The following is a 14,226-nucleotide window of genomic DNA, read 5'->3' on the forward strand; positions in this document are numbered from 1 at the left end:
ATAATATCGTAACGCTATTATCCAATAAATGCAAGAAGATCTGCTTTTTATTTTCAATGTAATATCTTTTCTACTTTAATATCAATTCTATAAATTTGGGCTAATAGTGTTAACTCTAATTAATGACTATATAATACTTCTTCAGGTAAACTGCCCAATAATTGAATAAGGCAATAGCCTGATTAATTAGCCGATCTTCAGTTATTGCCCTTCTTTTTAAATAAGGGACTTTGCAAATCCTGTACTCTTCACTGCATATCCCATCTTTTCATAAAATTGGTGTGCGTTTTTTCGTTCTGTCCGATTCCCACTATTTAGTCCAATTCCATTAGCACCTAGATTTTTCGCAAACCTTTCCGCTTCCGTTAATAAAAGTCTCCCTATTCCTTTACTTCTATAATTTGAATCTACTACAAAGGCAATTACACGAGCGTATATCCCATCAGTGTTATAAAGAACACCAGTATGGAATCCAACCATTCCAACGACTTTTCCTTCATAATCAGCCACTAAAGTATAGTGATTTGGACTGGTTTCAATATTTTTATACCTATCACTCATTTGTTCTAATGATGTCTGATAACCAAGTTGTTCCATTAGTGATGTTAACTCTTTTATATCATTTGAAGTTGCTTTTCTAATCTCCATTTAAAAACTCCCCTTAAACATTGATTTAGAATATATTCAATAATATTTAATGGAAGTCCTTCTTCCGCTAAACCCCCTTTAATGGCATACCTGGATAAATCACACCTACCTTCGATTTCCAGTTTTCATGAAAACTAATCTGCACTCAAGTTATCCCAACCATAAGCAACTTCACTATATTTGCGACCATCAATTTCTACTTCAGTTTTATCAATTAATCCTCCACCAAGTGATTCATAAAACATACATGAGTTATTTTTTTCAATTACCCAAACGAGCATTGAATTTATTTGTTTTCTCTTTAGGTATTGCAATATTGCGTTTACCAATTCTTTTCCTATTCCTTGTTTCTGATAATTTTCAAGTATATAAATTGCATATAATTCCCCCTGATATTTATCATAGCTTTCTGTTCTCTCAAGCCCCCCAGAAGCAAAACCAATTACTTCGCCAAGTTCATTTTCTGCTAAATAGACCCCACCCTTAGGTATTACTTTTTCCCAAAGTTGCTCCCTTTTCTTATAGGATAAGCTTTTTAAATACGCTTCCGGAAAAGTTTTTCTATATGTTGTCCTCCAGCTATCAACATGTACTTTAGCTATTGATTTAACATCATCTAAGGTAGCAATTCTAATATTCATAACAATCTCCTTTATATACGTTTATAATTTTATAGTTTTAATGAAAAACTAAGACTCCTACCACTATTTACTCACTATGAAATAATTATTTTTGTATGCACCTTCCACCTAATACCAATTATTTCAAAACATTCAAATTTATACAATCCTTTATTCCATTAAATGGCCCTTTAATGGAAGAATGCCATTTAAGCAGGAACTGTGATTAATGTGAACTAGGGACAATTCTTACTTTGCTACTTAGCTTTTAGGAGCATTAGTAGAAAAAAAGTAGAAATAGTATAAAAGCGAATTAACAAATCGATTTTTTAAAATTATTATCTCCCCCGCTCAGCTTAAATGTTATAATTATCCAAAAGAAAATTGGAGTAGATAAGATGGTAATGGAGTTAAGAAATTCTTTGATTGAAAAGGCTGTTTATTTAACACCTAAAGAGTTAAATATTTTTAAGAGTGCTTTAGAGTTTACAGAACTAGCACATCTGGGACAGAAAAGGGCTACTGGAGAACCTTATGTTTGTCATCCATTTACAGTTTGTGAAATTCTGATGGACTATAAAGCGGACATTACAACTCTTATAGCAGCTCTCCTTCATGATGTTGTAGAAGATACTGATTGCTCCTTAGAGGATATTAAAGACAAGTTTGGTCCTGAGGTTGCCTTTATTGTAGATGGATTAACGAAGTTTGAGAAAGGTTCCTTAAACAAAGAGCTCTATAATGCCTTGAATTCCGAAAAACTATTTTCACACGCAGCCAAGGATATTAGGGTAGCGATTGTTAAAATAGCAGATAGACTTCACAATATGAGAACGCTTGGTATTAAAAAGATCGAAAAGAAAGTTCCTTATGCAAATGAAACAATAGTCTTATTCTCTCCGCTTTGTGAAAGGTTAGGGTTAGTTGATTTCCAATCGGAACTCGAGGAACTTGCTTTTAAGTATCTCAACCCCCAAAGGTATGTAAGTGTAAAGAATCTTAAAGTTAATTATGAAAAAATTTTCTCCAACATCTTTCATTATTGTAAAAGAGACATCTTAGAAAATAACCAAACACCTCTTAATGTAGACATGAAATGGCATTCTGCACCCATCTACGTTTCTTATTCAAAACTTCAAGAAGGAGATTCTCTCTCTAAGCTTTTCACCATTCATATCATCACAGATACCCAATTAAACTGTTATACACTTTTAGGAATCATACATAACTCATTCAGACCTGTTCCAAGTATGTTTCGAGATGAAATTTCAGGTCAGCGAAAGAGATTCGACAGCCATCTTAAGACCTCCGTCATGGTTCATGATATTGAGGTCAACTTTGAAATCAAAACGAAAAGCTCTTTGAATATGAGTATATTTCATTTACTCAATGAACTTTCTGTCACAGAAATAGAAGTGCTCAGTTCCGATTTGCTAAGAGATTCAATTCAGTCTGTTAAGGCTGTTTCGACTGATCCTATAGAATTTTATGAATTGATTTCATTCGAATTACTGCAAAATGATATTACAATTTACACTCCTAAAATGGACGTGGTTTCCCTACCTGATGGTTCAACCGTCTTAGATTTTGCATTCTTTTTAAATCCTACAATAGCAACAAGGATGGGCGGTGCCAAAGTAAATGGGAAACCAAAACCTCTTTATACAAAATTAAAGGATATGGATCTAGTCGAAATATTGTTGGAAGGGCATGAAACTGTAAAAGAAGATTGGTTGAACTATGTACAAACCTCAAAAGCAGTTAAGGAGATCAATAAGAAGCTAAACAACTGTTAAATTACGCTGGAACTGGATGTTTCATAAACGGGGATTCTAATGGATTTAGGGAGGCGATGTAGTTATTCTTGATTTGAATGCATTAACCTGCCCTTCAACCCATTAACTTCAAAGGAAAAAGCGTTAATCCTTTTTAGATCAACGCTTCCTTTCATTTATATATATTATTGGATTACGCCTGGTATGGAACGTTTACTCACTCATGTCTTCTTCCATATCCTTTTCGTTTAAATGATCCTCGACTTCTTTCATGGATTTATAGCTTGAAACGTCTGTCACTTCAAGTCCATCGGTTTCGACTGCGACAAACCCGTCTGAGGATTGGAGAATTTGCGCTTTTATTTCTTCATTCCCGGTCAAGTTGTATTTTTTGACGAGGGTGGTTTTTCCTTTTTCCTCCATTGCTGTTAATTCAGCAGAATAGGAATCGAGGTCCATACCCTTTTGGATTCGTTCCTGCAGCTTCTCACTGCCGAGAAGTTCGGCTGCCGGCTCTTCCTTTTCCTGGGTTTCCTGCTGGTCGCTCATTTCTGCCGTATCGCTTGAGGTATTCTCTTCCGGCTCGGCCTCTTCTGAACCACATGCTCCCAGGATCGAGAGTGCGAAAAATAGGTTTCCTGCAATCAGTAGTTTTTTCATGTCGTTCTCCTTTCTTTGGTTTCTACGATACTTTCTCTCATTTATTCATTATCCTCTTAGGGTTTTTGTTAAACATTGGAACATTCTCCATTAATACAAAAAAGACAGCCGAGATTTGGCTGTCTCTTCGTCTTTATTTACTTGAACCGAACTCTTTCCATATTTCTTCTAGTAGCTGCTTATCTGTCAGTAGTTCATACCCCGTCAAGGCAAGTGCCTTTGCCCCGATCACAAGGGCACGGTCACCCTCGGTGGATTTCGCCGCTTCCCTGAATTCGTTCGTATGGACGACGAGGGATTCGGGCCCGATTTTGATATAGGGGTGGATGGTCGGGACCACCCGGCTGACGTTTCCGGCGTCGGATGAGCCGAGTCCCTTTCGTTCCGTATCGTCGAAGGATTCGCCCAGTGACTCGATGGAGCGCTGGAATACTTGATCGAAACGGCGGTTGAGCTGAAAGTGATCGACTTCATTTTGAATTTTGATGATATTCAGTTTCGTCCCGGTGGCTAGGGCCGATCCCTCAGCGATCGCTTTCACTTTCTTCGTGACTTCATTGCACGCCTCCCTGGTTGCAGCTCGTATATAAAAGCGGGCTTTTGCATAGTCAGGGACGATGTTGGGGGCGTCTCCGCCGTGGGTGATGATGCCGTGGATCCGTACATCATCAGTCACGTGCTGGCGAAGGGCGTTAATCCCGTTGAACAGCTGGATCACACCATCGAGGGCATTGATGCCGTCTTCAGGGGAAGCTGCCGCATGGGCAGACCTTCCTTTAAATTCGAAATCAAGCGGGTCCACCGCTAGGGTTTTTCCTGTCTGCGTTGTTCGGTTGAACGGATGAACCATCATGCAGGCATCTACTCCTGCAAACAAGCCTGCTTTTACAAAACTGCCCTTCGCACTTCCGTTCGGGCCGCCTTCCTCGGCAGGAGTCCCGAACACCACCACTTCCCCTCCTGTTTCCTCGAGTACGGACGACAGGGCGATGGCCGCCCCGCAGCTTGCCGTCCCGATGATATTGTGACCGCAGGCGTGACCGAGTCCAGGCAGGGCGTCATATTCAGCCAGGTAGCCGATGACCGGCCCTTCTTTCCCTGAATGTTTGCGTGCCACAAAGGAAGTCTCATGACCCGCCACTCCCCGTTCAATGGAGAACCCGTTGGCTTCAAGGAGGGTGGTCAAGGTCTCTGAAGCAAAAAACTCTTCGTTTCCGATTTCAGGTTTGTCGTGGATCTGATGGCTGGTCGACACGAGTTTCACCGCCAATTGATCGACTGCTGAGAGGATATTGTTTTTACGATCTGCAATCACTGCTGGTTGACTCATCTCTTTTCCCTCCTAATGCAATTCACTGACCGGCACGAATGTCGGGATCAGGGAATCTTTGTATGATTTCTTGATATGTTCCGCTACGTCATCTTGCTGATAGAGCTCAACGATTTTTTTATAAGTCTTATTGTCTTTATCTTTTTCCTGGGCCGCAATGATATTGATGAACGGCTTGGATTCCGCTCCTTCGATATAGATGCTGTCATCGACCGGGACGAGTCCTGCTTCCACCGCCACACCATTATTGATGATCGATGCCGCAACATCCGGCAGTACCCTCGGTGTCTGGGCAGCAACGACCGGTGTGAATTCAAGGTTTTTCGGGTTTTCTTTGATGGCTTCGAGACCCTGTGACTGATCAAATCCTTCTTTCAGTTGTATCAAACCTGCTTCTTCCAGTAAGAGAAGGGCACGGCCGAGGTTCGTCGCCTCTTGAGGGACGGCTACTTTACTGCCTTTCGGTAAGTCTTCTACCGATTTATATTTTTCCGAATAGATGCCCATCGGCGCGATGATCGTCGAGCCGATTGGCACAAGGTCCAGATTATGTTCTTCAACGAAAGAGTCAAAATACGAAATCGTCTGGAAGGCGTTCAGGTCGATATCCCCATCGGCCAGCGCCTGGTTCGGTCTCACGTAATCGGCAAACTCCACAATCTCGATGTCAATCCCTTCCTTCGCTGCTTTCTCTTTCATATACTCCCAAATCGGCACCCCGGATCCATTCACTCCGACTTTCACGACTTCTTTTTCTCCAGAGCCGGATGCACTGTTTCCCGAGCATCCGCTCAATAGTAGGGTAAATAATAGAATCGCGATACTTGCAAGGCTGATTGATTTTTTCATATTCTTCTCTCCTATCGTCTCCTGATGATTTTTGATAATGTATTTCCTGCTGTCTGAAGTCCCTGCACCATCACGACTAAAATGATGACAGTCACAATCATGACGGATGTTTCAAATCGCTGATATCCGTAAGCAATGGCGAGATCCCCGAGGCCACCGCCTCCGACTGCCCCGGCCATGGCCGATGCCCCGACAAGTCCGATGGTCGCGATTGTGATATTCAGGACCAGTGTGCTCAATGCTTCAGGAATGAGGATCCCGAAGATGATCTGCCACGGCCCTGCCCCCATGGACTCCGCCGCTTCAATGACACCCGGTTCCACTTCAAGGAGCGAGCTCTCTACCAGTCTTGCAATATACGGTGCCGCAAATACGACAAGCGGTACGACGGCTGCCGCCGTTCCGATCGAAGTGCCCACTACCAATCTTGTAAAAGGGATGATCGCCACCATCAAGATGATGAATGGGATCGAACGAAACACGTTGATGATGCTGCTGAGTACTGAAAAGACGGCTTTATGTTCGAGTAAGTGCCCCTTCCTCGTCACCACGACGATGATGCCGAGGGGAAGTCCGATCAACGTTGCAAACAGGAGGGAGAATGACACCATCGCCAATGTATCCCATGTCGCTTCTATAATTCGTGGCCAGAATAATTCCCAGTTAACTTGCACGCTTCTCCACCTCGCTTACGAATAATCTGTTCTTCCAATATTCCAGGATTTCTTCCGTTTCGTTCTTGCTGCCGATGATCTGTACGATGAGATTACCGAACGGCTTGCCCTGAAGTTCCGTGATCTGTCCGAACAATACATTGATATGGGCATTGAATTTCTTTGCCGTTTCGGAAAGGATCGGCGTGCCCGTTGAATCCCCTTTGAAAATGAGACGGCAGATGCGTCCTTCTTTGCTGTCATTCAATTTATCAAGAACCGATGCCGGCAGCTGATCATTCATGACACTCTTCACAAAGTTTCTCGTCGTCCGGGTCTGCGGGTTGGAGAAGATATCGAAGACGCTTCCCTCTTCCACGATTTCTCCATTTTCCATGACCGCGACCTTATCACAGATTTCCCGGATGACCCCCATTTCGTGGGTGATTATCACAATCGTAATGCCATACTCCGCATTGATTCTCTTTAATAAATTCAGAATCGATTCCGTCGTATGAGGATCCAGTGCTGATGTGGCTTCATCACAGAGCAGAATCGAAGGCGACGTCGCCAGGGCCCTTGCTATCCCCACCCTTTGCTTCTGCCCTCCTGACAGTTCATCCGGATAATGCTTCGCTTTATCTTCCAGCCCGACAAACGCTAGCAACTCCTTTACTCTCTCGTTGATTTTATCTTTTGGCCATTTTGCCAGTTTCAGAGGATAGGCGATATTCCCCGCCACCGTCCGGGATTGAAACAGATTGAAGTGCTGAAAAATCATCCCGATGCGGTACCGCTCTTTCCTCAGATCGATGGGCGATTGGTCCTTCAGGCTGCGCCCCTCTATGAAAATATCACCCGAAGATGGTTTTTCTAAAAAATTGAGACAGCGGACAAGCGTGCTTTTTCCTGCTCCACTGAATCCGATCACGCCATAAATCTCTCCCTTCTTCACTTCAAAGGAAACATCCCTCAAAGCGGTGAAGGGGCCATCCTTCGTCTCAAAAACTTTCGTAACATTCTGAACTCTGATCATATAGGACTTGCTCCTTTCCCTATGTATTCTTCCTGATGCCTGGATTTAAGGACATGCCTGAAAATAAAAAGTGCCCCCCTTCATAAGAAGAGAGGCACAAAAATATGTATATGTCCCGCTCTTCTCATCTTTCAAGTCATATGACTTGATGGAATTGGCACGGTATTCATAAGAACCCGTTGCCGAGGTATCGCAGGGCCAGTCCCTCCACCTCTCTTGATAAGAAGATATCGCTTTATTAAATTAAAGTTATGATGCGTTTATGCATTAGGGTAATGGTAAAGGATTTCAGTTGGGTTGTCAATCCTGTTTTTGAAAAAATTTCATTAAGGAGGACATCATCAAATTGGTTACTTTAGCCTGTCTTTAACTGGTCTAATAAATTCATTTCGTTCAATTCACTAATTTTACATAAGCAAATATCCCCATTATTCTGCCCAACCATAAAAAAAGACCAATGGTTGATAAAGAGACTTATAGTTGATTTCCACCCTTATGAAGAACGGAGAGATCTTACGTTTGTGGCAAGTAGCATGGCGATTTTCACTTTTCATTCGTATGTAAATTCTGTCTTACCACAAGTCCGTTATGAAACTTTCCAGATACTTTGCGAGCAATCGTGGATGTTTTATACATTCAATTAATGGGAATATTACATTCCATTGCCCTCCGAAGAACGAGAGGGGTAATTTTTTCACTAAAAAATGATCATCAATGAATGAAACTGAAGGAGGCTATTTTTACTATGAGTCGTTTTACCATTCCACGCGATATTTATTTCGAAGAGAATGCACTTGAAGTGTTACGGTCTTTTGAAGGTAAAAAAGCCGCACTTGTTATTGGAGGAGGTTCTGTTAAACGTAACGGAAACCTCACCAAGGTACAGGAACATCTGGCAGCTGCCAATATAGAAACAAAAGTATTGGAAGGCTTCAATACAGAGCCGACCTTTGAAATGGTCAAAAAAGGAGCAAAGGAACTGGAGGAGTTCCAGCCGGATTGGATAATCGGCATCGGCGGAGGGTCCGCTATGGATTCTGCCAAAGCGATCTGGCTTTATTATGAGCACCCGGACCTTGCTTTTGAAGATGCCATTAAGCCATTTGAGCTGCCGCGTCTTCGTAATAAAGCGAAATTCGCCGGTATTCCGACGACAAGCGGAAGTGGTTCGGAAGTATCCAACCTTTCTGTTCTAGCCGATGAAACCACGAACGTGAAATATCCACTTGCTGACTTTGAACTAACACCGGATGTCGCCATTATCGATCCGGTTATGATTAAAGAACTGCCGAAGCACATTGCTGCTTATACCGGTATGGATGCATTCACGCACTCCATCGAAGCTTATGTAGCTAAACCGCGTACGATGTATACGGATATCCTATCACTAGGCGCAGCTGAAGTGATCAAGGATAATCTTCTTGCTTCTTATCAAGGCGACCAGGAAGCCGCTAAGAAAATGCACACCATTCAAGCCATGGCAGGTATGGCCTTTGCCAACGCTGTACTCGGTAACGTGCACAGCCTTGCCCACAAAAGTGGTCCAACGTTCGGCATTCCGCATGGCTATGCCAATGCGATTTACCTGCCTTACGTCATCCAGTTTAACCGTGAGGTCGTGGAGGATCGCTTTGCTGATATTGCCCGCCGTCTTAACCTGAAAGGAAATAACGATACCGAACTGACTGATTCTCTTGTTGAATATATCTATCAATTGAACAAAGATCTCGGTCTTGCTACCACCCTTCAGGACTACGGTGTATCCGAAGATGAGTTCAACAAGCATGTTGATACAATGGCTGAAAATGCTATGGAAGATCCATGCACAGGCACCAATCCACGTGAGACTAGTCAAGAACAAATGAAAGAGCTATTTAAAGCCGCTTTCTATGGCAAGGAATCTTTAGTGAAAGCGTAAAGATCAATTGAACAAATACGGAAAGCAGAGCTTAGGAGATTCCCTGGGCTCTGCTTTTTTATAGTGAACATGTTTGTTAGAACCTTCACTACTCTACCTAAGATTATTCCTCTCAACCCCCAAAACAACTGTGCTATACTAAAAGAATAACCAATATTCAGACTTTTCGAAGGGGCCAAGTACATGAAACCAAACATTATCGACATCGTCCAATCTCAGGTCATCGCTTCCATCAAGGAAGAAAAAGACCTTGAAAAGGCCATTCAGTCAAACGCCAATATCGTGTTCATTCTTACCGGCAATTTGATTACGATGAACGGCTATCTGAAAAAGCTGAAGGAAGCCGGGAAAACCACGTTTATTCATATTGATTTCATCGATGGGCTGTCCAATACGAAGAGTGCCATTAAATACATAGCAGAAATTTGGAAGCCGGCTGGCATCATTACGACGAGGAGCAATTTGATCAAATATGCGAAGGAAGAAGGCTTGATGACGATTCAGCGTCTCTTTTTGATCGACCGGAATGCACTTGAAAAAGGGATTGACATCTCCTATAACTGCAAGCCCGATGCCATTGAAGTCCTTCCTGGTCTGATGCCTTCTGTCATTGATAAACTCACAACCATGACTACCCTGCCCATCATCGCAGGTGGCTTGATCAGTAATAAGCAGGATATTCTGAATGGGCTGAGTGCCGGCGCCCTCGCTATTTCTTCCGGGGATCCGAAGCTTTGGAATCTGGATTTTTGACTAGAAAGGACTCAAACTCCTAGGAGTTCGAGTCCTTTTAGGTCCCTACCTTTTTTTCTGCATCGTCGTCTGTCTTTCTTTTTTTCCCGATCCACGGGAGGCGAATTCGTATGATCGTAATCTCCCGTTCTTCAAAAATATTTCCTATCTTCGTAATGATGAAGGTTACCAGTGTGGCAAAGATGACGATGGAATAGAATCCTGCTCCAATGCCGATGCCGACTCCCCCCACGTAGAAAATCATCGCAGCTGAAGTGAGTCCTTTCACCCTCAATCCGTCCTTCAGGATCACGCCTGCCCCAAGGAATCCCAGGCCGGATACGATCTGAGCTGCAAGACGGAAAGGATCCATCATCTTTCCGCTCCCCGGTTGACTGAGCATCTCTGCTCCCTCGATCGAGACAATCGTGATCAACGTGCATGCCACTGATACATACGTATATGTCTTTAAACCAGCGGGCTTATTTTTCGATGACCGGTCCCATCCGATGATGAACCCCAGTATTGCACTCACGACAATCCGGAAATAGATATCATGCTGCCAGAAGAAATTCGTTACTTCATGCATGTAATGCCCCATGATCTTATCCTCCTTAAATGAAAAAGAGACCGCGCCACAAAACGAATACATGATTTCTCCACACGATTGTGAAAAAATCATACCACTCGCTTCATAGGGGATCTCTTCTACTCTTCCTACCAAGCATCATCTTATTCCTTTCATCATACACCAATTTCCGCTTCATTTCAATGACCTATCTAAATTTCAATGATATATCTAAAAATTCTAAATATACACTAAATTAAACCTAAATGCCCATTTCCTCTAGCTTGGGTACATTGTATGATGGAATTACAGAGTGAATATAGTGGGTAGAGATGAGGAGAACCCTGTGTCAATCGTGTGTACGGTCACCGTGCGCTCCATTGCCATGGGGTTCTTTTCTTTTTTACATAAACAATAAAAAAAGGAGGAAATGAAGTTGAAAAACCACTCAATCACCCGGATAGCCATCCTTATTGCTTTAGCCTTCACAGGATTGTTATGGCTTCAGGTTCACAACGCAAGCGCGAAAGAAACCAACCCGCCCCTCATCATAACGGAAATCGTCACCAAATCTGCAGGATCAGGACAGCCCTATGAGTACGTCGAAATCTATAATACCACCTCAGAAGCCATCAACCTGCAAGACTATCAGCTTCAATACTACACAAGTAACTTCTCAAGTCCGGCCAACCGCTGGCCCATCGAAGAGAAAATCATCCAGGCGAAAAAATCCCTCGTCCTCTGGTTAAAGAAATTGGCCAATCCTGATGTACCGCTTTGGGACTTCAACTCCAACTATGAGATGTACCTCACGCCCGAAGATGTTTACGAAATCAAGCTGACCTCAGCAGGTCAAGGGTTGCATGACAGCAGTCTTCGACAGGTGGGGATTGCGGACGCAGACGGCACAGTCCTCAGTACCGCTCTCATCAATGATGGAGAAGTCGACGGCATCACGAACCGGAGCATCACGTATCAGGCTACAACCTCTGCTGCGATGATCAAGCTTAATAACGATGAACAGCCGACTCCCGGCGTCGTTCTGAGCGGACAGGTAGCTGGTCCCGCGACACCTACAAACCTGACGGCAACTCCTGCCAACCAATCGGTTACCCTTGACTGGGAAGAGACTGACGGTGCCGTTTCCTATAAAGTCTACCCGTCTGACGGATCGATCACTTCCACGGACGTTGCCACATCAACCTTTACGGGGTTGGAGAACGGGAATTCCTATACGTTCAGGGTGACATCCGTGGACGCAGAAGGAAATGAATCCCCGGCAACCAAAGAAGTCCGGGCTGTCCCACAAGCGGTCGTTGACAGTGAAGCCCCAGCCACGCCTTCAGGATTGAAAGGAACTCCTGGCAAAGATCATGTCAAGTTGCTTTGGAGTGCCAATACAGAAAGTGATCTTGCTGGATACCGCGTCTACATCAACGGGACGCTTTATGGGACCGCCCCTGCTGACCAAAAGAGCATGAACGTATCCCCTCTGGAATTGAACAGGGAGTACTCTTTCGAAGTAACGGCAATCGATCAAGTCGGAAACGAATCTGAACCTACCAAACCACTCGTCACAGGACCGAGTGAAAACGTACCGACACCAAACCTGTTAATCACGGAATTGATTCCGAATACAGATAACTATGCAGGTTATGATGCGTTCGAATACTTCGAGCTCTACAACAACAGCCCCGACCCGATCGATTTGAAAGGATATCGGTTTGCGTCCTATAACTGGGATGAAGAAATCGGGGACACTCATATCGTGAAACCTTGGGAGACGGTGGTGATCTGGACCAGAAACGCAAGCATCAACCCTATCTCCCTTGAAGCTTTCAACTATAACTATTTTTATGGGTATAAGAGTAAGTATCTTCAGGAAGAAGATATGATTGTCCTAGATGATATAGCCGGCCTGGTGAACGGAGGCAATACTCTGACCGTTTACGACCCTGATGGACGCGAAGTCGTCAGAGCCGAGTATTCAGGAGACGACGTTTCACTGAAACAAACCGTCACCTATTCCTATCCAAAGGATAATACCCGGACGATGGAAAAATTGGCAGCGGGTCAAAGTCCGACACCTGGATGGGTCATTGAAGACCAAGCACCGGATCGTCCCGTGTCAGATGAGGAAGCACCGCAAACACCGACCAACGTGGTAGCCACTGCCGGCAACGGGGACGCCGTTTTAACGTGGGCCGCTTCCAGTGAAACCGATCTGTACCGTTATCATATTTACAAAGATGGAGAACTTGAATATTCCGTGGATCCATCCCAGACCGAATTTACTCTTTATACGCTAGTGGGTCATCAAACATACACGTTACAGGTTAGCGCAGAGGATACATCAGGGAATGTATCGGAGAAATCAGATCCTGTATCCGTCACACCGGAACACCAGCTCATCACCCAGGTTGAACGGTCCCAACATGAGAAAGATCCCGCCTACCAGGACCTGTGGGATATCAGTACCGACGGCCCGGTGATCGCCGGACTATCACAAGGGCTCGTTCCACAAGGATTGACCTATTACAAGAAAAAAGACTGGCTCCTTACCATCGGCTACGTCGATGATGGGATTCGACCGGGTACCATTACCGTTACAGACCGCACAACAGGAGAACTAGTGAAGTCCGTTGTCCTCTACAATACGGACGGCACACCTTATACCGGGCATGCAGGCGGAGTGACCGTCAGTCGTGATCACGGCTGGGTCGCGTCCGAAAACCACTTATTCAGCTTCAATCTAAGCGACTTGGTAAATGCAGAAAACAACGGGGAAATCCAGTTCACCAAACAGATTCCCATCCCCGTCGAAGCGGCTTACACCGTTTACGATGAAGGCATCCTCTGGGTCGGGGAATTCTATGAAGCAAGCTCCTATCCGACCGATCCAACTCATCACATCGAGAACAGGGACGGAGACATGCACTACGCATGGATGATCGGATACGATTTAGAACGAAACAACGACATGCTGAGCAAAGACCATTGGAATGGTTCACCCGATGTCAACGCCGTACCGGATTACGTCCTATCCACCACAGGAAAAGTCCAGGGAGCCATCATGCAGAAAGCAGCAAGAAACGGCGTCACCCTCAGCACTTCTTATGGGAGGGCAAACGACAGTGTACTGTATCGCTATGAATATCCGTTGAAAGAAGATCCTCATACATTTGTCACAGTCGAAGGAAAACAAGTACCTCTATGGTTCCTCGATGGTCACACGGCCAAACCCCGTCAGAGTGTCGAAGCCATCCCGATGCCTGAGGGAATTGTGGAAATACAGAAGGAGCTGTACGTCGTATTCGAATCCGGGGCTAATAAATACCGCTACACCACCACCTACCCGATGGACCGGATGCTTAAGATTGATATGAAGAAGTTGATGAAGGATGATATGGGGATTGAGTAGCATAAAGTCGTCATAG

General features: G+C 44.2%; 12 protein-coding genes and 1 riboswitch. Of the genes, 4 read left to right on the forward strand and 8 right to left on the reverse strand.

Annotation, left to right across the window (positions count from 1 at the left end; all coding sequences use genetic code 11):
* Nucleotides 1-216: 216 nt before the first annotated feature.
* Nucleotides 217-648 (reverse strand): GNAT family N-acetyltransferase, encoded by a 432-nt coding sequence (locus tag AC0VXY_RS16940; protein WP_475525957.1) that lies wholly within the window; start codon nt 646-648, stop codon nt 217-219.
* Between the two features lie 134 nt (nt 649-782).
* The gene (locus AC0VXY_RS16945; protein WP_475525958.1) at nt 783-1,289 is read right to left on the reverse strand and encodes an N-acetyltransferase family protein; all 507 of its coding nucleotides are present in this window, start codon (nt 1,287-1,289) and stop codon (nt 783-785) included.
* 377 nt (nt 1,290-1,666) lie between these two features.
* Here AC0VXY_RS16945 and AC0VXY_RS16950 point away from each other — a divergent pair, with 377 nt between their 5' ends.
* Nucleotides 1,667-3,064 (forward strand): HD domain-containing protein, encoded by a 1,398-nt coding sequence (locus AC0VXY_RS16950; protein ID WP_475525959.1) that lies wholly within the window; start codon nt 1,667-1,669, stop codon nt 3,062-3,064.
* A 192-nt stretch (nt 3,065-3,256) separates the two neighbouring features.
* Here AC0VXY_RS16950 and AC0VXY_RS16955 read toward each other — a convergent pair whose 3' ends face one another.
* From AC0VXY_RS16955 to AC0VXY_RS16975, 5 genes are all read right to left on the reverse strand, one after another.
* Entirely contained in the window at nt 3,257-3,703 is a 447-nt protein-coding gene (locus AC0VXY_RS16955; protein WP_475525960.1) for a hypothetical protein, read from the reverse strand.
* Nucleotides 3,704-3,836: 133 nt separating this feature from the next.
* Complete coding sequence (locus tag AC0VXY_RS16960; RefSeq protein ID WP_475525961.1) at nt 3,837-5,033, reverse strand: M20 family metallopeptidase; 1,197 nt, start codon at nt 5,031-5,033, stop codon at nt 3,837-3,839.
* Nucleotides 5,034-5,045: 12 nt separating this feature from the next.
* On the reverse strand, nt 5,046-5,882 hold the full coding sequence (locus tag AC0VXY_RS16965; RefSeq protein WP_435989713.1) for a MetQ/NlpA family ABC transporter substrate-binding protein: 837 nt from the start codon (nt 5,880-5,882) through the stop codon (nt 5,046-5,048).
* 11 nt (nt 5,883-5,893) lie between these two features.
* Nucleotides 5,894-6,556 carry a methionine ABC transporter permease gene (locus AC0VXY_RS16970; protein WP_060674923.1) on the reverse strand — a complete coding sequence of 221 codons (663 nt, stop codon included), beginning with the start codon at nt 6,554-6,556 and terminating at the stop codon, nt 5,894-5,896.
* On the reverse strand, nt 6,546-7,571 hold the full coding sequence (locus AC0VXY_RS16975) for a methionine ABC transporter ATP-binding protein (protein WP_475525962.1): 1,026 nt from the start codon (nt 7,569-7,571) through the stop codon (nt 6,546-6,548). The genes AC0VXY_RS16970 and AC0VXY_RS16975 overlap by 11 nt, the downstream gene beginning before the upstream one ends.
* 121 nt (nt 7,572-7,692) lie before the next feature.
* A riboswitch (SAM riboswitch) is annotated at nt 7,693-7,797 on the reverse strand.
* Between the two features lie 519 nt (nt 7,798-8,316).
* Here AC0VXY_RS16975 and AC0VXY_RS16980 point away from each other — a divergent pair.
* A complete protein-coding gene (locus AC0VXY_RS16980) occupies nt 8,317-9,489 on the forward strand; it encodes an iron-containing alcohol dehydrogenase (RefSeq protein ID WP_475525963.1) in 1,173 nt (390 codons plus the stop codon).
* Between the two features lie 183 nt (nt 9,490-9,672).
* Nucleotides 9,673-10,242 (forward strand): glycerol-3-phosphate responsive antiterminator, encoded by a 570-nt coding sequence (locus tag AC0VXY_RS16985; RefSeq protein WP_475525964.1) that lies wholly within the window; start codon nt 9,673-9,675, stop codon nt 10,240-10,242.
* A gap of 37 nt (nt 10,243-10,279) precedes the next feature.
* Here AC0VXY_RS16985 and AC0VXY_RS16990 read toward each other — a convergent pair whose 3' ends face one another.
* Nucleotides 10,280-10,822: an MgtC/SapB family protein gene (locus AC0VXY_RS16990; protein WP_475525965.1), complete on the reverse strand. Its 543-nt coding sequence runs from the start codon at nt 10,820-10,822 to the stop codon at nt 10,280-10,282.
* 403 nt (nt 10,823-11,225) lie between these two features.
* Here AC0VXY_RS16990 and AC0VXY_RS16995 point away from each other — a divergent pair, with 403 nt between their 5' ends.
* Nucleotides 11,226-14,210 carry a lamin tail domain-containing protein gene (locus tag AC0VXY_RS16995; protein ID WP_475525966.1) on the forward strand — a complete coding sequence of 995 codons (2,985 nt, stop codon included), beginning with the start codon at nt 11,226-11,228 and terminating at the stop codon, nt 14,208-14,210.
* Nucleotides 14,211-14,226: the final 16 nt, after the last annotated feature.

The sequence above is a fragment of the Rossellomorea sp. QJM3NY_18 genome (genome assembly GCF_056173145.1).

Coding starts and splice junctions, on each gene's coding strand:
- AC0VXY_RS16940 (WP_475525957.1), bottom strand. CDS start 648: ATGGAGATTAGAAAAGCAACTTCAAATGATATAAAAGAGTTAACATCA.
- AC0VXY_RS16945 (WP_475525958.1), bottom strand. CDS start 1,289: ATGAATATTAGAATTGCTACCTTAGATGATGTTAAATCAATAGCTAAA.
- AC0VXY_RS16950 (WP_475525959.1), top strand. CDS start 1,667: ATGGTAATGGAGTTAAGAAATTCTTTGATTGAAAAGGCTGTTTATTTA.
- AC0VXY_RS16955 (WP_475525960.1), bottom strand. CDS start 3,703: ATGAAAAAACTACTGATTGCAGGAAACCTATTTTTCGCACTCTCGATC.
- AC0VXY_RS16960 (WP_475525961.1), bottom strand. CDS start 5,033: ATGAGTCAACCAGCAGTGATTGCAGATCGTAAAAACAATATCCTCTCA.
- AC0VXY_RS16965 (WP_435989713.1), bottom strand. CDS start 5,882: ATGAAAAAATCAATCAGCCTTGCAAGTATCGCGATTCTATTATTTACC.
- AC0VXY_RS16975 (WP_475525962.1), bottom strand. CDS start 7,571: ATGATCAGAGTTCAGAATGTTACGAAAGTTTTTGAGACGAAGGATGGC.
- AC0VXY_RS16980 (WP_475525963.1), top strand. CDS start 8,317: ATGAGTCGTTTTACCATTCCACGCGATATTTATTTCGAAGAGAATGCA.
- AC0VXY_RS16985 (WP_475525964.1), top strand. CDS start 9,673: ATGAAACCAAACATTATCGACATCGTCCAATCTCAGGTCATCGCTTCC.
- AC0VXY_RS16990 (WP_475525965.1), bottom strand. CDS start 10,822: ATGGGGCATTACATGCATGAAGTAACGAATTTCTTCTGGCAGCATGAT.